General features: G+C 70.4%; 13 protein-coding genes. 6 read left to right on the forward strand and 7 right to left on the reverse strand.

Annotated features, from left to right (window positions below):
- Window positions 1–226: 226 nt before the first annotated feature.
- The 4 genes from KEG57_RS05350 to KEG57_RS05365 are packed head-to-tail and all read left to right on the forward strand — an operon-like array spanning window position 227 to window position 5,330.
- Window positions 227–1,111: an alpha/beta hydrolase gene (locus KEG57_RS05350; protein WP_272416948.1), complete on the forward strand. Its 885-nt coding sequence runs from the start codon at window positions 227–229 to the stop codon at window positions 1,109–1,111.
- A gap of 35 nt (window positions 1,112–1,146) precedes the next feature.
- Window positions 1,147–3,948: a PEP/pyruvate-binding domain-containing protein gene (locus KEG57_RS55455; protein ID WP_272416949.1), complete on the forward strand. Its 2,802-nt coding sequence runs from the start codon at window positions 1,147–1,149 to the stop codon at window positions 3,946–3,948.
- The gene (locus tag KEG57_RS05360; protein ID WP_272416950.1) at window positions 3,945–4,583 is read left to right on the forward strand and encodes a hypothetical protein; all 639 of its coding nucleotides are present in this window, start codon (window positions 3,945–3,947) and stop codon (window positions 4,581–4,583) included. The genes KEG57_RS55455 and KEG57_RS05360 overlap by 4 nt, the downstream gene beginning before the upstream one ends.
- A 57-nt stretch (window positions 4,584–4,640) precedes the next feature.
- Window positions 4,641–5,330 (forward strand): tetratricopeptide repeat protein, encoded by a 690-nt coding sequence (locus KEG57_RS05365; protein ID WP_272416951.1) that lies wholly within the window; start codon window positions 4,641–4,643, stop codon window positions 5,328–5,330.
- A gap of 75 nt (window positions 5,331–5,405) precedes the next feature.
- Here KEG57_RS05365 and KEG57_RS05370 read toward each other — a convergent pair whose 3' ends face one another.
- From KEG57_RS05370 to KEG57_RS05385, 4 genes are all read right to left on the reverse strand, one after another.
- Window positions 5,406–6,311, reverse strand: coding sequence for a 3-hydroxyacyl-CoA dehydrogenase family protein (locus tag KEG57_RS05370; protein ID WP_272416952.1), 906 nt, complete (start codon window positions 6,309–6,311; stop codon window positions 5,406–5,408).
- On the reverse strand, window positions 6,308–6,778 hold the full coding sequence (locus KEG57_RS05375; RefSeq protein WP_272416953.1) for a hypothetical protein: 471 nt from the start codon (window positions 6,776–6,778) through the stop codon (window positions 6,308–6,310). Before KEG57_RS05375 ends, KEG57_RS05370 begins: the two co-directional genes overlap by 4 nt.
- Before the next feature lie 82 nt (window positions 6,779–6,860).
- Window positions 6,861–11,378 carry a VIT domain-containing protein gene (locus tag KEG57_RS05380; protein WP_272416954.1) on the reverse strand — a complete coding sequence of 1,506 codons (4,518 nt, stop codon included), beginning with the start codon at window positions 11,376–11,378 and terminating at the stop codon, window positions 6,861–6,863.
- 4 nt (window positions 11,379–11,382) lie between these two features.
- Window positions 11,383–11,967 carry an RNA polymerase sigma factor gene (locus KEG57_RS05385; protein ID WP_272416955.1) on the reverse strand — a complete coding sequence of 195 codons (585 nt, stop codon included), beginning with the start codon at window positions 11,965–11,967 and terminating at the stop codon, window positions 11,383–11,385.
- Between the two features lie 254 nt (window positions 11,968–12,221).
- On the opposite strand from KEG57_RS05385, the gene KEG57_RS05390 reads away from it, so the two are divergent.
- Entirely contained in the window at window positions 12,222–13,541 is a 1,320-nt protein-coding gene (locus tag KEG57_RS05390; protein ID WP_272416956.1) for a S1C family serine protease, read from the forward strand.
- A 162-nt stretch (window positions 13,542–13,703) separates the two neighbouring features.
- Entirely contained in the window at window positions 13,704–14,477 is a 774-nt protein-coding gene (locus KEG57_RS05395; protein ID WP_136933489.1) for a Stp1/IreP family PP2C-type Ser/Thr phosphatase, read from the forward strand.
- An 80-nt stretch (window positions 14,478–14,557) separates the two neighbouring features.
- Here KEG57_RS05395 and KEG57_RS05400 read toward each other — a convergent pair whose 3' ends face one another.
- From KEG57_RS05400 to acs, 3 genes are all read right to left on the reverse strand, one after another.
- Window positions 14,558–16,084 carry a serine/threonine protein kinase gene (locus KEG57_RS05400; protein WP_272458227.1) on the reverse strand — a complete coding sequence of 509 codons (1,527 nt, stop codon included), beginning with the start codon at window positions 16,082–16,084 and terminating at the stop codon, window positions 14,558–14,560.
- Window positions 16,085–16,106: 22 nt separating this feature from the next.
- Window positions 16,107–17,198, reverse strand: a complete 1,092-nt coding sequence (locus KEG57_RS05405) for a hypothetical protein (RefSeq protein WP_272416958.1) — start codon at window positions 17,196–17,198, stop codon at window positions 16,107–16,109.
- A gap of 120 nt (window positions 17,199–17,318) precedes the next feature.
- The gene (acs, locus tag KEG57_RS05410; protein WP_272416959.1) at window positions 17,319–19,286 is read right to left on the reverse strand and encodes an acetate--CoA ligase; all 1,968 of its coding nucleotides are present in this window, start codon (window positions 19,284–19,286) and stop codon (window positions 17,319–17,321) included.
- Window position 19,287: the final 1 nt, after the last annotated feature.

Below are 19,287 nucleotides of genomic sequence, written 5' to 3' on the forward strand. Positions count from 1 at the left end.
CGGGCGAATACCGCTGGATTTCCGGCCCGGCCGTCGCTGATGTTTCGGCGCCGTACTACTTTGGATCCATAGCGTGACGAGCGCCAAACGCTACCGCGCAGCACGGAGGAGCCTGTCGGATTGCGGCTTTGGTGGCAGGCGATCGGAAATGTGAAAACGGGTCGTTCGCACGGCTCGTTCGCTCGCCCATGACGGACGCGAAGAGCTCCGCTAGAGAGCTTGGCTGATGGCCTTCACCCGCCGCCGCGCCCTCCTCGGCCTCGCCGCGTTCTCGATCGGCGCCTGTCGCAGCAAGCAGACGCCGCCGTCGCCGGTGGACGGACTTCGCTGGAAAGACCTCTCTTTCACGCCGGAAGAGGAGCGCGCCCTCGTCCTCGCCGCGCCGTCCACGCGGCCTCTGCCTGTGCTCGTCGCGCTGCATGGTCGTGGCGAATCGGGGCGTGGGCTCGAGGTCGGCGCGTTTGCGTGGCGGGATGATTACGGCCTCGATCGGATCGATCGAAGGCTTCTCGCGCCGCCGCTGACAGGTGTGGATCTCGAAGGGTTTGTCCGACCCGACCGGCTCGCGCAGATGAACGACTCGCTCGCAAAACACCCGTACGAGGGGCTCGTCGTCGCGTGCCCGTACACGCCCGTCGTCGCGGATCGATCCGAGAAAGGCGCCGCGCCCTTCGGCCGATTCGTGACCGACGTGCTCCTGCCGCGCGTGCGCGCCGAGGCGAAGGCGTCCTCGGATCGCGCGGCGACGGGCATCGACGGCGTCAGCATGGGCGGACGGCTTGCGCTCTTCGTCGGGTTCGCGCACCCGGAGATCTTCGGCGCGGTCGGTGCGCTCCAGCCGGCGTTGAAGCCCGAGGAGGCCCCGGTCTTCGCCAAGCTCGCGCGTGCGGCCATGGACCGGCAGCCGTTCGCGCTGAGGATCGTGTCGAGCGACGACGATCCGTTCCTGCCAGCCGTGCGGGCGCTCTCCGCGGCGCTCGCAGAGGAAAAGGTCCCGCATCAGCTCGTCGTGACGCCGGGGCCGCACGATTACGCCTGGAACCGAGGGCCCGGTGGGGCCGAGATGCTGCTCTGGCACGAGCGCGTCTTGCGCGGCTTGCCCGCCCCCTGAGCGCCGCCGCGCACAAAGCATGGTAAGGCGTCGGCGTGGTCGACCCTTCGGCGCGAGCAGCGAGAACGCCCGGCGGCACGGACACGCCGAGCGGCTACGAGAACACCCTCCGTCCGCTCGCGCTCGCCTTTGGCCGCAGGCGCGGCGACGCCCGGCGCTTCGGCGGCAAGGCCACGAGCCTCGGGCGCCTCGTCCGTGAAGGCCTGCCCGTTCCGCGCGGCTGGGTCCTTCCCGCCGATCACTTCGACGCACTCGCCGAGACCACGCTCCCGCGCGGCCACGACCTGCCCACGCTGATCAAGCTCGCCGGCAGCCGCACGGGCATCGATCGCGCCGCGCGCGCCCGCGATCGCATCCAGGCGGCCCCGCTCGCCGCGCCGCTGCAAGCTGCGATCGAAGCGCTCTGGGCGGACGTCGGCGAGAGCGCGCCGTGGGGTCTCGCCGTGCGTTCGAGCGCGACGTGCGAGGATGGCGAGGAGACGAGTTTTGCCGGGCTCGCGACCACGCTCCTCGGCGTGCGTGGGCCCGAGGGGCTCGCCGCGGCGATCAAGCAAGTGTGGGCGAGCGCGTTTTTGCCGCGCGCGATCGACTACCTCGCGCACCACGGCGTGCGTGACGTGGCCATGGCCGTGCTCGTGCAGGTGATGGCGCGCGCCGAGGCCGCGGGCGTCTTGTTCACCGCGCCGCCGCCGGGGCTCGCGGGCGAGCACTGGGGCGAGAACGAGCGGCTCGTCAACGTCACGCTGGGGCTCGGCGCGCCCGTCGTGGAGGGCGCGATGCCGACGGACTCGGTGCGCTTCGCGAAGGCGGGCGGCGTGGTCGCGACGGTCGTCGCCGAGAAGCGACGCGCGCTCGTCGTCGGCCCGCGTGGCATGGAGGAGGTCGCGATCCCCGAGGATCGCACGAGGCTACCCGCGCTCTCGCACGAGGCGATCGGGCAGCTCGGCGAGCTCGCGAGCCGGCTCGAACAAGGCGGCACCGGGCCCTTCGACGTGGAGTTCGCCGTCGAGCGGACGCCCGAGGGCAAGGATCAAGTGCTCCTCCTGCAGGTGCGTCCGATCGGCGGCGGAGGTTTTCCCGAGGGCGGCGATGCGCAGACGGTCTGGTCACGCGCGAACGTCGGCGAGGCTTTGCCCGGCGCGGCGACGCCGCTCACGTGGTCGATCGCGCGGAGCTTCAGCGAGAAGGGTTTCCGTGAAGCGTTCGCCGCGCTCGGCTGTCGTGTTCCGCGCGGCGCGCACCTCGTCACCAACGTGCACGGGCGCTTCTACCTGAACCTCACCGCGTTCATGCAAATCGCCGCGCAGGTTCCGCTGCTCTCGCCGCGTGCGCTTCTGCAAGCCTCCGGCGGCGCGGGCGAGGCCGCAATCGCGCTCCTCGAACGACAAACCGAGGACGTCTCGAAGCGCGGCTTCCTCGCGCGCCTGCCCGTCGTGGCCCCGCGCGTGCTCGCGAGCCAGGCGCGGCTCGAACGTGACGTCGCGAGTTACGAGGTCGAAGCCGAACGCGCGCGTCGCTCCCTCGCCGAGATGGACCTCGGCCTCCTGCCCGACGACGCGCTCGCCACCACGCTGCGCACCGCGAGCGCGCTGCTCGATCGCACGGGCACGTTGATGCTCTCGTGCGCCTCGGCCTCGCTCGCGAGCCACCTTGCGCTCGCGCGCCTGCTCGATCGTGTCGCCGCGCGCCGCTCGTCCGCGCGTGACGACGAAGACGCCGCGCTCGCGATGGATCCGCTCATGCCCCGGTCCCTCTCGACCGGCACGTCTCTCGCGCATGCCCTCGTCGGCGGTGTTCGCGAGCTCGAAAGCGCGGGCCCCGGCGTTGCCCTCGCCCGCATCGCCGTGCGCGCGCGCGAAGAACCCGAGGCCCGCGAATGCCTCCTCGCCGGAAAAGTTCGCGCCCTGAACGATCTTCCCGACGGTCCCACGCGCCGCGAGCTCGAATCGTTCCTCGACACCTTCGGCGACCGTGCCGTCCGCGAGGCCGAGCTCTCCACGCCGCGCTGGCGCGAGGATCCCACCGCGGTCCTCGCCATGCTCGTCGCTGCCCTCCGCGCGCCCGACAGCGACCCCGATCGCGCCCTCGCTCGTGCTCGCGCCCTCGCCGATCGCGAGATGGCCCAGCTCGAAACGCGCATCGGCCCGGCCGTGCTCTACGCCGTCCGCGCCCTCGTCACGCGCACGCAGCGCTTCACGCGTCTCCGCGAGCGCATGCGCATGTGGGTCACGCGTGTCCTCGGCATGCTCCGCACCATCGCGCTCGACGTCGATCGACGCCTCCGCCGCATCGACCCCACCTTGCCCACGGGCGCCGTCTTTTTCTGCACCTACGACGAGCTCATCCTCGCGCTCCGCAGCGGCCGCGCCGAGATCGGCCACGTCGCGCGCCTCCGCCGCGCCGAGCACCTGCGCGATGCCCAGCGCCCCGATCCTCCGCCCACCTTCATCGGCCGCCCGCCGCCCGTCCAGCTCCCGCCCGCGTTTGGCCGCCGCCTCGTCGGCCTGCCGGCGTCGAGCGGCGTCGTCGAGGGCCGCGCGCGTGTCCTCGCGCCCGGCACGAGCGGCCTCGACGCCGTCTGCGCCGGCGAGATCCTCGTCACGCGCACCACGGACGTTGGCCTCTCGCCGCTTTTCCTCGTCGCTGCTGCGGTCGTCACCGAGCTCGGCGGCCCGCTCTCGCATGCGGCGATCGTCGCGCGTGAGTACGGCGTTCCGGCCGTCGTCAACGTCCCGGGCGCCACCGTCGCGATTCGCACCGGCGATCGTGTCCGTGTCGACGGCGACCGCGGGACGATTGAAATCTTCGGCGACGATGTCAGGTCCAAGGACACGTGAAGAACCGCCGCCTCTTCCTCGCGCTCGGCCTCGGCGCTGCCCTCGGCGCTGCCGCTGCGCTTTCGCTCGCCGAGCCCTCCCGCGCGAAGGCGCCCGCCGCGCCCGAGCCTCCTCGGGGTGGTTTTCCCCCGGATCCGCCGGGCAATGCGTCGAAGAAGCAGTGGGTCTTCGACATCCAGGTCCAGGGCGGCAAGGCCTCGCTCCCGCGTGTTTCCTCGGTCCTCGTGAACACGCCGACGCCCACGGTGCGCATGATGGGCCGGTTCGCGGTCGAGTTCTGGGTCGGCAAGGAGCTGCTCGATCGGATCCGCTTCGACGTGCCGATGCTCGATCGCGACTCGAAGGATCGACGTCGCGGCCCCTTGCGCGGACCGGACTTCACGAACGTCTCCACGCGCCTCAAGGTGCGCATGGCCGATAGCCCCCGCGCTGCGTTCGTCGCGCTCGTCGACCGCGCCACGGGCGACGTGCAGCGCTTCGCCTGGCCGCCTGACGCCGAGGGCCGGCTCGCCCCGCTCGGCGCGTCGGCGGCGCCTGCGCAGGCCAAGGAGACGGCGTTCGACGCGGGTTCGCCGGGGGATTCCGGGGGTTTTGGGGATGCGGGACCGAGCGACGCGTCGGTGGACGGCCGGTAGGGTTTCTTTTCGGCAGAAGTTCCATGCCGTCCGGGGCTGAGGTAGGCTGCTCGGGCCATGGCAAGCCGTCTGCTCGTTGCCTCCCTCGTGATCTCTTCGCTCGCGCTCGCCGGAACGGCGCTCGGCCAGGGTGCGGCGCCTGCGAAACCCGACGCGGCCAAGCCTGCTGCCAAGCCCGCCGCGGGCGCGGCGGCTCCGACGGCCCCGACGGCGCCGGCAGGCCCGCTCAAGGATCCCCAGAACAAGATGGGGATCAGCCCCTACATGGAGGCGATCAAGAAGGGCGAGGACGCGTTCGTCGCGCGTGATTTCCCGAGCGCGGTGACGGCGTTCCAGGACGCGATCAAGGTCGACTCGACGAAGATGCTCGCCTTCTACCGGCTCGGCGAGGCGCAGCTCGCCTCGGGCAAACCCGAGGAGGCCGAGGCCGTGTGGAGCGCCGCGCTGAACAAGGACGGCCCTGCGGATCTCAAGTCGAAGGTGCTCTTCGTTCTGGCCGACCTGCGCGAGCGTCAACGCAAGCTCGACGTGGGCAAGGAGGCGTGGGCGAAGTACGCCCAGTTCCTCAAGGACCAGGCCGACGCGAAGGGATACGCGGGCACGCCCGAAGAGCGGCAGAAGGTCATCGACCGCCGCGTGAAGGACGAGAAGGACTACGCCGCCGTGAAGGAGCGCATCCAGAAGCGCCAGGCCGAGCGTGAAAAAGAGGCGGAAGAGAACGCCAAGAAGGACAAGCTCAACAAGTAACGACTCGTTGGAGCTCAAAACGAAAGGCCCGCCGGCGTGAAGCCAGCGGGCCTTCGTGTTTTGGTCCGCGTCGGGTCAGCGCTTGTGCGCGATCGGCACGGGGCCCGACTCGGTCCAGCGGTAAAACCCTTCGCCGGACTTCTTGCCGAGCCTGCCTGCGCGCACCATCTGCCGCAGGATCGCGGGCGGCCGGAACTGCTCGCCGATCTCGCGGTGCAGGTGCTCGAGGATCATGAGCCGCACGTCGAGGCCCACGAGATCCGTCAGCTTGAGCGGGCCCATCGGGTGCCGGTAGCCGAGCTCCATCGCCCGATCGATGTCCTCCGCCGAGGCCACGCCGCTCTCCAGCATGCGCATCGCCTCCGCGCCGATCACCACGCCGAGCCGGCTCGTCGCGAACCCGGGCATGTCGTTCACGACGATCGGCGTCTTGCCGATGCGCTTGGCGATCGCGAGGCTCGCCGCGACGACGGCCTCGTCCGTGCCGAGCCCCCGCACCACCTCGAGCAGCTCCATCACGGGCGGCGGGTTGAAGAAGTGCAGGCCGATCGTGCGCGCCGCGGCGGCCGTGCGCGTGCCGATCTCCGTGATCGACAGGCTCGACGTGTTCGTGCCGAGGATCGCGCGCTCCGGCGCGAGCGCCTTCACCTCGCGAAGAAGCCCGACCTTGAGGTCCATCTGCTCGGGCGCGGACTCGATCACGAGGTCCACGTCACGACACGCCTGCGCGAGATCCGACGTGGGCACGAGCGCGCCGATGAGCTCGCTGCGCGCCTCGTTCAGCATCTTGCCCTTCTGCACGAGCCGATCCGTCGCCTGCTTGATCGACTCGATCGCGCGCCCGATCCGCGCCGCATCCACGTCGTAGAGATGCGTCACGTACCCGGCCTGCGCCGTCACCTGCGCGATGCCCTGGCCCATCGTGCCCGCGCCGAGGACCACGACGCGACGCACGTCCGAAGCCTGGATCACCTCGCTCATCGCGGCACCGGCGGCGCGGGCTGCGGCTGCGGCGCGCCGCCCGGCTGCTGCTGCCGCGCGCGGAGCGCCTCGATCTGCTGCTGGATCTGCTTCGCCTGATCCGGCGTGAGCTGACGCAGGCCACCGGAGCCGAGCGGCGCCGGGGTCGGACGCGCCTGCGGGGCCGCAGGCGGCAAGCGCGCGGGCTGCGCTTGCGGCTGCAGCGCTTGCGGCTGCGGCGCGGCTTGCGGCGCGACCTGGGCGGGCGCGCTGTCGGTCTTCGGCTGGGCCTCGTCACCGCTGCCCGCGAGCAGCCACGCGGTGCCCGCGAAGAAGAAGAGCAAGAGCCCCACGATCGGGATCCACGTGGGCGTGCGCGGCTCGTCGGCCGGCAGCTCCTGCACCGGATCGTTGTCGAAGTGGTCGTGATCGTGGGAGGCGTGGTGGCCCGCGGCGTGATCTCCGTGGGCGTCGTGCGCTGCGCTCATGGTGGGGAGGGAATGCCCCACTTCCGGCCCGAAGTCCATGGGAAGCCCCCCGGCCGATGCGCGCTCCAGGGGGCCGGCCCTTTCACGGACCCCAGGGATTGAAGGGCACGTCCGTGACCGGGACCAGGCGAGAGGTGAAGAACACCCGCATCGTCCCGACCTCCGCGCGCGGACCCGTGAGCACGAACGGCACCTTCCGCGTCTCGCCCGCGAGCTTGAGCGTCAGCTCGCCGCGCACCGGGATGTTCTGATCCGCGCCCGACGCGCGGGCGATCTCGACCACGTAGCTGCCCGAAGGCGTGTTCACGAGCCCGAGCGCCTCGGTCCGTGTGCTCGTCACGTCCCGCGCGCTGAGGAGCGCCTTGCCAGGCGAGCCGAGCCACGAGGTGCGGCGGCCTTGCGCGTCGATGAGCCCGATGTCGAGGTCCACGCCACCCGTCCACTCGGCCGAGACCTGGATGTCGCCGGTGAGCACGGACGAGGGCGGGGGGCCGGGCAGCGCGAGGAGTTTGTCGATCGAGGCGCGCACCGACTCGCTCGCGTCGAGCTTGAGCAGGCTCGCGAGCTCCGTCATGCCGAGCGTGTTCGCGCAGCGCACCGCATCCGCGACGAGCTTCGCCTCGCCGGGTGCCATGTCCGCGAGCGCGATGCGGTGCTCGCAGGCGAGGGCGTGGTTGCCCGAGGCCTCGTGCATCTTCGCGAGCCGCGTCTGCGTGGCGCGATCGCCCGGACGAACGTCCGCGAGGCCGCCGAGGATCCGGATCGCGCGCTCCCGATCGCCCTGCCGCGCCGCGAGATCCGCGCGCGCCGTCAGCGCGTCCGGATCGAGCGCGTCGCGCCCGCTCCACTTCGCCGTGAGCTCTTGCGCCTCGCCGAGGCGCCCGGCCGTCGCGTAGAGCGCGAAGAGATCCACGGTCTTGTCGCGGCTGTCGGGCGTGCTCGCGAGCGCGCTCTCGGCAGCGAGGAGCTTCGAGGCGTTCTGCGAGGCGAGCGTGTTCAGCGCCTCGAACGATCCTTTGCGCTCAAAGATTCGACGCATCGGGACGAGGCGCTGCGTCCGGCCCAATCGCCCCCGGCCCGAGCCGAAGCCGTCGTCTCCCCGGCCGCTCCCGCCCCAGCCTTCGCCGCCGAGGGCCCTCGACGCGGGCTTCGGCGCCGGCGCCGCCGTTGCGGTCGCCGCGGGCGCGGCAGGCGGCGGGGGCGCCGCTGCGGCGTCGTCGTTGAACGCATCGAACGGGGCCTCGGCAGCAGGTGCGCTCGCCCCGCCCTTCTTCGACGTTTCAGCGCCCCGCGTGTCGAGCTCGCCAGAGCCCTCGGCCTCTTCCTTCGCCGGGTCGGCGGTCTTCTCCTCGCCCTCGGCGTCCGCGTTCGAGCTTTGCGCGAGCTCCTCGCCCGTGAACGTCGGCGCGACGCGCGTTCGTTCGAGGCCGAACGCGTTCATCATCGCCTCGCTCTCCAGCACGAGCAGCGAGGTGAAGCGGCTCGCGACTGCAAAGCGCTTCGACAGCTCGATCGCCGCGAGCTTGCTCGCCGCGCCGCCCGTGTTCTCGAGCTCCGCGATCTTCGCGGCGGCGTAGAGCCGCGGCACGAACGCGTTGCCCGCGCTCGACGTCGCGAGGATCTTGATCGGGTACGTCTGCTCGAACCGCTCGCTCGCGACGCGGCCGCGCAGCCGGATCGCCCCTTCGATCGCGTCGCCGCTCGACATGCGCGCCACGACGAACGTCTCGCCGCCGGCGCGGATCGGATCGAGCCGCCCGGGCGTGACCTGCGTGAGTCCCGACGGCAGCTCGATCTCCGGATCCCGCAGCGTCACGCCGTACGCCGCCGAGAGCACGTCGAGCGCCGCGGACGAGACCTTCTGCCCGGGCACGTACGGCACCACCACGCCGCCGCCGCCGCGCGCGAGCGCCGCGAGCGAGGTCAGATCCGCGTCGGCGCCCATGGCCACGGCCACGACCGAACCATCGCTGCCCGGCAGCGAGCTACGCACCGCGGCCTCGATGTGCGACGGACGCGTCGGGCCCACGGTCGGCGTGCCGTCGCCGAGGTAGACGATCCTGAGCTCCTTGCCGCCGAGCGCACCTGCCGCGCTCCGCGCCGCGCTCACGGCCGCGGCCATGTCGCTGCCGCCGTCCGGCTCGACGCTCCCGAGGAAGCGCTCCACCTCGCCTGCTGACGCTGCGCCCGGCGGGCTCGGCAAACCGCTGCGGCCGTCCTGCGTCATCGGCCGGCACACTGTGTCGCATGCGAGCAGCACGAACGAGTCGCGCCGATCCATCTCGCGCACGATCGTCGAGGCGAGCCGCGTCGCCCGCGCGAAACGCTCTCCCACCATCGACCGGCTCGTGTCCACGACGATCGCGTGCACGTGCTCCTTCGCCACCTGCCATCGCGGCAGCTTCGGCCGGAGCGCGATCGCCACGTACGGCGACGCATCGAACGCGATGGCGCGCGCCGCCGCGGCCGCGTCCTTCTCCTCCGTCGTCTTCGCCTTCGTCGCCGCCGGCCCGTCCTTCGGCTCCTCCGGCAGCGGTGCGCTCGCGGGCTCCATCCGGTACGCCCACGCCGTCGCCTCGCGATCCCGATCGGGGAGCGCGTACTCGACCGTCAGATCACCGGCCGGAATGAACCCCGTCGCGTTCATCGTGCGTCGCTCGGCCGACGCGTCGCCGCCCGAGGGCGAGAGCTCGTAGCCGCGCGTCTGCACGCCGAACTCCTTGTCGTGACCGAGCACCTGCAGGTCGAGGTCGAACGCGTCGATCTTCGTCGTCCCGCTCGGATCGTGCGCGAGCGGATAGGTGAAGCGCCGGACGCCAGCCGCCTGGTCCACGGTCTGCGTGTACGTCAGCACCACGCGACGCGAGCCACGCTTCGGGATCGGAAAAATTTTGAGCTCAAAACGACCGCCTCGCTGCCACTCGAGCAGCGCCGGATCGCGCCACGGCCCGGGCACCCAGATGATCTCCTCCCGCGGCTTCGGCGTCTTCGGCGCCGCGTTCTGGATGACGCCGCGCCAGATCGCCGCGCCCTTGTCGCGGTCGACGAACGCGCCCTCCATCATCTTGCCGTCCACCTCCAGCGCGAGTTTTTCGATCTGCGCGCCCGGTGGCAGCGGGAACCGGAAGATGCCTTCGAGCTCCTCGTCCGTGTCGTTCGTGAACGTCTCGTCGACCTCGGTCCGCGCCACGACGTCCACGATGCGCACCTTCACCGAGTGCTTCGCGAGCCGCACCGCGTGGTCCTTCTCCTTGGTTTGTCCCGGCTTACGCGCCCGGAGCTCCCCGAGACCGCGCAGCACCGGCGCGTCGAGCTCCTCCGGCGATCGATCGCTCCATTCGAGCGAGTCCGCGACGCTCGACGAGCTTGCCACGAGCGGCTCGCGGCCCTTCTCGATCGTTGCCTCCTCGCCCGCGCGCACGGCGACCGGCTTGCCCGACGCCGCCGAACGCACGAGGACCACGCCCCGCGCAACCTCGACGCTCGCGCGGCCCTTGCTGGCCGTCATGACGAGCTTCGTGCCGACCACCTCGACCTCGCCGTCATCGACGCTGATCTTCGCCGACGGCCCGTGCTTCAGGCTCGCCACGTCCGCGACGATCGTCCCAAAGGCGAGCTTCGCCTGACGCACCTTGCCGCCCTCGAGCGAGACCGACGAGCCTCGATCGATCGCGAGCTGCGAGCCATCCGCGAGCGACACGTACGCCCGCGTGCGCGCGTCCGTGCGCAGCGTCGTGTCGCTCTTCCACGCCCATCCCGGCTTGACCGGCTTGCACGCGCCGCTCGCATCACACGCTTCGAGCCCGCCTTCCTTGTCGGCGGACGCGCGCGAGATCGAGTCGATCTTCCCCGACCACGCGGCTTCGAACGTCAGCTCCTCCGGCCCTTGTTTTTGGCCTTTCAGGTAGAACCCGGCGGCGGCCGCCGCGGCCATCGCGCCGAGAAGCCCTGCGACGAACTTCGGGCGGCGAAAGAGCGAGACGACCTTGCCCCCCTCGCTCCCCTTCGTCGTCCGCGGCGGCGCCGTGCGCGCGGCTCCCATCGTCCCGCTTTTCGCCTCGGGCTCGCGCGAGCGCGACGTTTCACGCTCGGTGATCGCCTGCGCGGGCTGCGCCGCCTTGACCTCGTCGCTCACCGCCTCCGAAGGCTGCGTCGAACCGAGTCCGTTCTCCGAAACTTTGGACACCAACGTGTTCGTCCGCGCCGGCGGGGGCTCGGTCGCGACCTCCGTCTTCGCCGTCGCGATGTCCGTCACCCTCGGCTCGGAGACCCGATCCTCGGCAACCACGCTCTTCGCCGTGCGCGGCGCCGACACCGCGGCCTCGACGCTCTTCGGCGCCACGCCGGCCGGCGGCTTCAGGTTCTCCACGTCGAGCCGCGCGAGCACCTTCTCCGCAAAACCCGCGTCCACGCGAAAGTCTCCGCCCGCGTGCCCCACGAACTCCGCTGCGCGCTCCGCGTCGTACCGGAGGTCCCGGCACGCGTCGCAGTCGGCGATGTGCTCGAACAACTCCTTCGGCGCCGAACCATCCAGCACCTCGGCGATTCGCTCCTCGACCTCGCGGCAGAGCCCACCCACGTTCGTCTCGCTCGTGCTCATCGCTTCACTCCTCGCCGATCTCCGCCCGCATCTTCCCGAGCGCGCGGCTCACGCGTTTCCGCGCCGCCGCCTCGTCGATCCCGCACGCCTGGGCCACCTCTCGGAAGCTGAGCCCCGCGTCGTACCGAAGCACCAGGGCCTCCCGCTCGCTCGGCTTGAGCTTCGAGAGCGCCTCGCGCGCGCGTGACGCTCTCTCCTTCTCCAGCGCGAGCTCGCCCGCGTCCGCCCGTCCCGACGACGTGTCGTGCACCAGCCGGAGCCGCGCCTTCTGCCGCGCCTGCGTCTCGGAGAACCGACCGCAAATGCGACGCGCGATCCCGAACAGGAACGCTCTCACGCTTCCTTCCGCTCGGTACGTCGGGAACGCGTCGTACGCGGCCAGCAAGGTCTCTTGCACGAGCTCCTCGCTGTCCGCCTGCGAGCCCGTGAAGGCCATGCAAAGCCGACCGATCGGCGCTGCATAAACCCGGGCGCACCGCGCGAGCGCCTCGCGATGGTTGCCCGCCGCGAGGAGCTCCTCGATGTCGCGCGCCTCCTCGGCGTGCGATCGGCCTTCCTTCATCTCTGCACGTGCCAGACCCGGGGCCATGGTTGCCTCTTCGCCTGCCATGTTGCTCGGAGCTCCTCTTTTGTGACCGCGACCGAAGCGATCCCCCCAAATCCCCGTCCAACGACTTGCGTGGACCCGAGGCGCTCCGCCCCTCGCCGTGGTAGGATCGATCGAGATCGCCGGCCCCTGCCGGCGACCCGGCCGCCCACGGCGCGACCTTTGCAGCGCCCCCGTCCACGCTACATCATCGCGCGAGCGCCGATCTCGCCGACGAGCTTCGAGGAGCGCCTCCCATGACGAATTTCCCCGCCTCGCCCGAAAAGTCCCCCGCGTTCGGTCACACCTCCGGCGTGAAGAATCTTCAACGCTGGTCGATCGCGGGCAGCCTCGCCGTCCTCGCGCTCATGGCCCCGACCGCGGTCTTCGCCCAAGCGGCGCCCGCGGTCGCGCCGGCCGATGTCGCCGCCCCGCCGGTCGCACGGCCTCAGCCGAACGCGCCGCCCCGTCGCATCGCGCCGCCGCCGCAACTGCCCGCGCTGCAAGCCGCTCCGCCCGCCGCGATCCCTCCCGCGCCCGCCGCGGATCCCAACGCGCCCGCGGATCCCAACGCGAAGAAAGAACCCTCCGTCGAGGAGAAGGCGCTCCGCGGTGTCGTCGCGATCGAACGCGCCGGTCAGCCCCTTTCGCTCGGCGCTGCGCTCGCGGGGGATGGCCGCATCCTCGCCGCGCTCTCGCCGCTCGGCTCGGGTAACGACCTCGAAGCGCGCTTCGCCGACGGCTCCGTCGTTCGCGTCAAGCTCGGCCACCACGACCGCACCTGGGACCTCGCGCTCCTCGTCCCGCAGTCGGGCCGCTGGACCGAAGGGCTCGTCGCCTCCACGCGTGATCCGCTCCGCACCGACGCGACCATCCGCAGCTTCGCGATGGGCGCCAAGGGCAAACCTTCGGTCTCGCAGATGGTGATCCGCGGCCGGAAAAACCTCCTCGGCGCCGACGACGCCACGCTCGCGAACGCCTTCGAGCTCGGCTCGCGCATCTCGCCGCTCGACCTCGGCGCGCCGATCGTCGACGAGGACGGGCGCGTCGTCGCCCTGCTCGGCCGCGGCTGCTCCCCGAACGAGGGTCGCCCCTGCACCCCCGTCGCGTTCGGCATCCCGATCAACGCGATCCGCTCCTTCCTGCGCACGGTCCCGCCGACCGCGGTCCCGCCCGCGGCTTGGCTCGGCATCCAGGGTTCGTCCGAGGTCGGAACGTTCGCCAAGGGCGTCCGTGTGCAGAGCATCCACCCGGACAGCCCCGCGGCCGAGGCCAAGCTCAAGGGCGGCGATCCCTCCGTCAGCGACATGATCGTCGCCGTCGACGGCGTGCCCGTGACGAGCCCCGAGCAGCTCGCGGAGGTCATCCGGACGCACGCGGTCGGCGAGAAGGTGCCGCTCACGGTGTTTGGCCAGGGCAAGTATCGTCAGGTGACGGTCGCGCTTCGTCAGGCGCCCGATCCGCGCGCCGCACCCAAGGCGCCGCCTGCGCATCCGGCCGAGTTGCCGACGCTCGGCGATGCGCCTCCCCCCACGCAAGCCCGTCCCAGAGCGGACGTGCTCGACCGCAGGAGGTAAGATCGATCCCATCTGATCCCGTGGAAACGAACTCGCGACGACCCACTCGCGGGATCTCGTTGACACCCCGCCGAACGATCCCGACCATGACGAGCGCGGCTCTCGGCTACCCATCGGTACCGAGAAAAGGCGAGCCGCTCCGTCCCCCACATTCGGTGAACCGTGGCTCAACAGCTCCGCATCGAGGTTGCCGGCGAGACGAACGTCGGCCGCAAGCGTAATCACAACGAAGACAACTTCGCGATCATGGCGGAGTACGGCCTCTTCATCGTGGCCGACGGCATGGGTGGTCATGCATCGGGCGAGGTCGCCTCGAAGATGGCCGTCGACGCGATGCAAGAATTCTTCGCGCAGACGCAAGAGGATCCCGAGCGCACGTGGCCCTACAAGATGGACCGCACGAAGGGCTACGAGGAGAACCGCCTCATCACGGGCATCAAGCTCGCGAACCTGCGCATCTACGAAACCGCGCAGCGCGAGTCGAAGAAGCGCGGCATGGGGACGACGTTCGTCGGCATCTTCACGGCGAACGACGGCGTGTACATCGCGCACGTCGGTGACAGCCGCGTCTACCGGCATCGCGACGGCAAGCTCGAGTGCCTCACCGAGGACCACTCGTTGCTCAACGACTACATCAAGATGAAGCGCCTCACGCCCGAGGAGATCGCGAACTTCCCGCACAAGAACGTCATCGTGCGCGCGCTCGGGATGAAGGAGACCGTCAAGGTCGACACGCGCTTCGAGGTGCCCGCCGTCAACGACACCTACCTGCTCTGCTCCGACGGCCTCTCCGGCCCCGTGAGCGACCCCGAGATCGCCGACATCCTCTCGCGCCACGGCGACATCAAGACCGCGACCGCGAAGCTCATCGAGCGCGCCAACGAGAACGGCGGACCCGACAACGTCACGTGCGTCCTCGTCCGCTGGACGCTCTGATCCAAGGCGAACACCGACCCGCGTTCACGCGCCGCACCCACGGCGCGTGATGCGTTTTGTGCGCGCGACGCGCGCGGCGATCACTTGCCCGTCGAGAGCATGATCGCCGCGACGATGGCGAAGCCGATCAGCGCGAACAGAACGCCGCCGAGCAGGAAGGGCCACACACGGCGCGGCGCATGCTGCGGCGCGAGGTCGGTCGCGAGGGGCTGCATGCCGGTTTGCTGCGGCCACGGGGCCTGCTGCGCCGGCATGCTCATCGGTTGCTGCCCATAGGATCGCGAGGCCTCCGGGTACGTCGCGTTCGGCATCGGCGCGCCGTAGCTCGGCGACGCGGGCACGGGCGGTTGCACCGCGCCGTACGTGCCCGAGCTCGACAGACCCGGGTAACTGTTGGAGGTCGAACCATATCCCGAGGGGCTTGGCCGCGCCGCGCTCGATCCCGACGGTTGCGGCAGCGGCGGCCACTGCGGGGCCCCTCCGGTCTGGTTCGGCATGAGCCGCGCGATCGGCATCGCCAGCGTCGCGGCCGCGTCGTCGGTCGTGTTCTCCGCCTCGATCGGCGGAGGCTCGGCGCGACGGATGTGCGACTCCTGGCGCGTCACGTCGTAGGGAATCGTCCCGCGCGGCCCGCCGCTCAAGGACGCCGACGCATGCGAAGGCGTGCGCGACATCGACACCCCCGTCTGCGGCGCGGGCATCGTGTGTGCGGTCCCGAGCGTGTTCGGCTGCGCGTACGGCACGCCCGACGAACGCGGGCTCAGTTCGCGCCACGCGGCGAGCGCCTCCGTCGCTGTCTGGAACCGCTGGTCCGGATCACGCGCGAGCCCGCGTGCGACGAACGCTTCGAGCCGTGGATCGATGGGGCCATCCATCGCGTCGCCGATCCTGCGCGGCGGCGCCTTCGCCTTCATCTCCACCATCACGAGCACGTTCTTCGCGAGGTAGGGGAGCTGTCCCGTGAGCGACTGGTAGATCATCGTCGTGCACGCGTAGATGTCCGCGCGCTCGTCGACCATCTTTGCCTTGCCGATCTGCTCGGGCGGCATGAACGAGAACGTTCCGAGGCTCTGGCCCATCTCGGTGAGCGTCTCGCCCTCCAACTCCTTCGGCAGCTTCGAGATGCCGAAGTCGAGGATCTTTACCCGCGTGGAGCCATCCGGACGGCGTTCGAGGAAGACGTTCGAGGGCTTGAGGTCGCGGTGGATGATCTTCACGCGGTGCGCGTCCGCGAGGCCCATCCAGACCTGTTCGAGGATGAAGTAGAGCTCGTCGAAGTGGATCGGCCCGGTGCGCTTCAGCCGATCGATGAGGCTCTCGCCTTCGAGCAGCTCGAAGACGAGCACGATGCCGAAGTTCGCGTCCTCCTCGACGTCGAGGACCTGCGTGACGTAGTCGCTGTTGATCGAGCCCGCCGCGCGCGCCTCGCGCCGGAAGCGCTCGACGGCCGAGTGCTTCGCCTTCACGTCGGCGTGCAGCACCTTGATCGCCACCTGGCGCCCGGTGCGCGTGTTCTCCGCGGCGAACACCTCGCCCATCCCGCCGCGCCCGAGCGGGCGGATCACGCGGTAGCGATTCGCGATGATGGTGCCGGCTTCGATCTCCAAACGTGCGCCTCGTCCCTTCGGACTAGAACGTCCCGACGGCCATCATGCCGCCGCCCTGCGGTGTGGCCCATGGAGCGAAGGCAAACGACTCCTTCGGCGGCTCGGTCGGCTTCTTCTCGGGCCGCATGACGAAGAGGACCGTCGCCGCCACCGCGCCCGCCGCGGCCAAGCCGAAGCACACGTCCGCGACCGTGTTCAGCGTGACGACCTTCGAACGCATGTCCTCGAGGACCACGAGCTCCGATGCGGTGTTCGCCTTCCCGTTCGACGCGTCGAAGTCGGCTTTCGCGCCCGTCGCGAGCACGCCTCCGACCACCGCGCCCGCGATGCCCGCGGCGATCGCCGCGCCGCCCACGATGAACACCGTCATCGGCACGGGACGCGAGGGCTGCTCGGCGGGTTTGTCCTCGCCGCCGCTCTGGAAGTCCTTCTCGGTAAAACCCTCGGCCGTCACGGGTTTGCCCTTGTCGAACTCGAACTCGCGCTCGAACTTGCCGCCGTTCGGGATGTCGACCTTCCAGATCTGATCGGGCGCGCCGTCGACGCTGGCCTTGAACTCGTGCGAGCCGGGGTGGATGCCGATGCGCGTGTCCGTGAGGCCGATCGTGTAGCGGTTCGTGATCGGAAAGCCGCGCGCCGGCGTGCGCACGTCCGTGATCGTCACGCCCGGACGATCGGACTTCAGCGTCACCCACGCGACCACGGACCGCAGCGCCTTGAGGTCCGTCTCCATCTGCTGCTTGTCCGCGGGGTCGAGCTGATCGCCCTTCGCTTCGAGGAATTTGTCGAGCAGAGAGATCGCCTCGCCGTCGCGCTCGAGCTCCATCGCGCAGAGGCCCATGCCCTTGACCGCGTTCATCGAGCCCGAGAGCTCGTAGGCCTTCTTGAACTCGCGATACGCCTCCTCGCACTTGTGCCCGGAGGGATCGTTGTAGAAGGCCGCGCCCGCCTCCATGTGCTTCTTCGCTTCGACGAGCTTCGGATCCTCGGGCGCTGCGGGCTCGGCCGGGGGCTTCTTGCCGGCGCCTTTGCCCTGCGCGAGGGCCGGGCACGCAGCGGCGAGCATGGCGAGAGCCGTGATCGCGGAGAACGTACGCGTCAGCGCGGACCGCATGCCCCAAAGGGTACCGCGGGTCGTGCTGGATCGGAAAGAGAACCGCAGGGGTTCGGGGCGTAGCTCCGCTCGCGGAGCGAGAGCCCCGAGCGTCGAACGACGCGGTTCGAGGGGGGCGTCTTACTCCTCGTTGGAGCGGAGCTTGGCGAGCACGCTGAGGTCTTCGAGGGTCGAGGTGTCGCCGGTGGTCTCGCGCCCCGTGGCCACATCCTTCAAGAGGCGCCGCATGATCTTGCCGCTTCTCGTCTTCGGCAGCGCGTCGGCGAAGCGGACCTGATCGGGTCGGGCGAACTTGCCGATCTCTTGGCCGACGTGGTTCGCGAGCTTCGTCGCGAGCTCGGGACTCGCCGTAAATCCGGGGCGAAGCGACACGAAGACCACGAGCGCTTGGCCCTTGAGGTCGTCCGGCCGACCGACCGCGGCCGCCTCGGCGACGGCTGGGTGCGAGACGAGCGTGCTCTCGATCTCCGCGGTGCCGATGCGATGACCCGCAACGTTCAGGACATCGTCGATGCGGCCGACGACCCAGTAGTAGCCGTCCGCGTCGCGGCGCGCGCCATCGCCCGTGAAGTAACAGCCCTCGACATCGCTGAAGTACTGCTTGCGGAAGCGCTCGTCGTCGCCCCACACGGTGCGCAAGATCGAGGGCCACGGGCGCCGGAGGACGAGCATGCCGCCCTCGTTCGCCCCGACGCTCGTGCCGTCCTTGGTCACGACGTCCGGCACCACGCCGAACATGGGCAAACCCGTCGATCCGGGCTTCGCCGACGCGGCGCCGGGCAAGGTCGTCATGAGGATCGAGCCCGTCTCCGTTTGCCACCACGTGTCGACGATGGGGCAACGCTCGCCGCCGATGTTCTTGTGGTACCAGATCCACGCCTCGGGATTGATCGGCTCGCCGACGGAGCCGAGCAGGCGCAGGCTCGAAAGATCACTCTTCTTCGGCCAGTCGTCGCCCTGGCGCATGAAGGCGCGGATCGCGGTCGGCGCGGTGTAGAGGATGGTCACGCCGTGCCGCTCGATGAGGCGCCAGAAGCGGCCCCAGTCGGGGAAGTTCGGCGCGCCTTCGTAGAGCAGGCACGTCGCGCCGTTCGAGAGCGGGCCGTAGACGATGTAGCTGTGCCCGGTCACCCAACCGACGTCGGCCGTGCACCAGTAGACGTCGTCGTCACGCAGGTCGAAGACGTACTTCGTGGTGACGTGCGCGCCGACGAGATAACCCGCGGTCGTGTGCAGCACGCCCTTGGGTTTGCCCGTGGAGCCCGAGGTGTAGAGGATGAACAGCGGGTGCTCGGCGTCGACGATCGTGGCCTCGCGACGCGCGTGGCCGTTCGGATCGACGATCTCGTGCCACCACACGTCGCGTCCCTCGGTCATCTGCACGGGACACTTCTCGCTGCCGAGGTGACGCAGCACGACGGTCTTCTGCACGCTCGCCGATTGCGGCTGCGCGAGCGCCTTGTCGACGGTCGACTTCAGCTCGAGCACGTTGCCGCGCCGGTAGCCGCCGTCCTGCGTGATGACGACCTTCGCCTGGCTGTCGTGCACGCGGTCGCGGATCGCGTCCGCCGCGAAGCCGCCGAAGATCACGGTGTGCACCGCGCCGAGCCGCGCACACGCGAGCATCGCCACCACGACCTCGGGCACCATGCCCATGTAGATCGCCACGCGGTCGCCCTTCTCCACGCCGAGCTTCGCGAGCGCGTCGGCGAAGAGCACGGTGTCGCGGTAGAGCTGCGCGTACGTCAGCGTGCGCGTCTCGCCGTACTCGCCTTCCCAGATGATCGCCGCCTTGTTCCGCGTCGGCGTCGACATGTGCCGATCGAGGCAGCTCTCCGAGACGTTGAGCGTCGCGCCCTCGAACCACTTCGCGTGCGGGAGGTTCCACTCGACCGTCTGCGTCCACGGCGTGCGGAACACGAGGTCCTTCGCCTCGCGACGCCAGAACGTGTCCGGATCGTCGAGGCTCTCGCGGTAGAGCGCGTCGTAGGCCTCGCGCGATTTGATGCGCGCGCGCGCGGCAAACTCGGCCGGCGGATCGAACCTACGCGTCTCCTTCAGCAGGCTTTCGATGGCTTCCTTCGACATG

Source organism: Polyangium jinanense, assembly GCF_028435365.1.